The organism is Leisingera sp. ABD4_442 (assembly GCF_056160905.1).
The window spans coordinates 1-1,244 of the sequence record NZ_JBSWYB010000089.1 but is presented as its reverse complement, the minus strand read 5'-3'; the positions used below and the strand labels follow the sequence as shown (position 1 = coordinate 1,244).

General features: G+C 61.6%; 1 protein-coding gene. It reads left to right on the top strand.

What is annotated here, in order from left to right:
* Positions 1-67: 67 nt before the first annotated feature.
* A protein-coding gene (locus ACXAHG_RS23470; protein ID WP_475061229.1) for an IS3 family transposase occupies positions 68-1,218 on the top strand; the annotation gives its coding sequence in 2 pieces (ribosomal slippage) (positions 68-326 and positions 326-1,218; 1,152 coding nt in all).
* Positions 1,219-1,244: the final 26 nt, after the last annotated feature.

The following is a 1,244-nucleotide window of genomic DNA, read 5'->3' as shown; positions in this document are numbered from 1 at the left end:
TGACCTGCCCCCCGCAAAATCCCTCACCATGAAGTAGAGTCTGCCCAACCTATGTAGGAGCAGACGAATGCGTAAGAGCCGTTTCACCGAGGCGCAAATCATCGGGATGATCAAAGAGCAGGAAGCCGGGATGCCGACAGCGGAGGTGTGCCGCCGGCACGGCCTGAGCCCGGCGACCTTTTACAAGCTGAAGTCCAAGTATGGCGGCATGGAGGTATCGGAGGCCGCGCGGCTGAAGGCGCTGGAAGATGAGAATGCCAAGCTGAAGCGGCTGCTGGCAGACACGATGCTCGACAACGTGGTTTTGAAAGACCTGCTGGGAAAAAGCTGACGGCACCGAAAGAGCGGCGAGAGGCAGCGCTCAATGCAATGCGGGATCACGGCATCTCGCAGCGCAGGGCCTGCCGGCTTGTCGGTGTCGACCCCAAGACGGTCCGGCGCGAACGCCCGCCCGACCATCCCGAGATCCGCCAGGAGATGAAAGAGATCGCTGGCAAACGCCGCCGGTTCGGCTACCGGAGGATCGGCGTGCTGCTTGAGCGCAAAGGCTTGATCATGAACCACAAAAAACTGTACCGCCTCTACCGGGAAGAAGGCCTTGCGGTAAAGCGGCGGCGGGGCCGCAAACGCGCCCGGGGCTCGCGAACGCCGATGCCCGAAGCCACGCAGCCCAACCAGCGCTGGTCCCTGGACTTCCTGGCGGATAGCTTCGGCGCGTCGCGGAAATTCCGCATTCTGGCCGTGAACGATGACTGCTGCCGGGAAAACCTGTGCCTGGCCGCGGACACCAGCATTTCAGGTGAGCGCGTTGCCCGGGAGCTGGACGCGCTCGTCCGGATCTACGGAAAGCCTGCTTGCATTGTCAGCGACAACGGCACGGAATTCACCAGCCGGGCAATCCTGAAATGGGCCGGCAGGAACGGTGTGGATTGGCATTACATCGACCCCGGGAAACCGCAGCAGAATGCATTCATCGAGTCATTCAACGGCAGCCTGCGGGACGAGCTTCTCAATGAAGAGCTGTTCGATACCCTGGACGATGCCCGCCGCAAGCTGGCGCTGTGGCGCTACGATTACAACAACGTCAGGCCGCACTCTTCGCTGGGGAACAGAACGCCAAAGCAAGCGCGGCAGGTGCTTGAGCTATTTGAGGGCTCCGCGCTTGCCAAGCCCGAGACCGACGATTACCAAAACCAAACCCGCAGACTCTCCTCATGAGCAAGGGACCATCGGGGGGCAGGTCA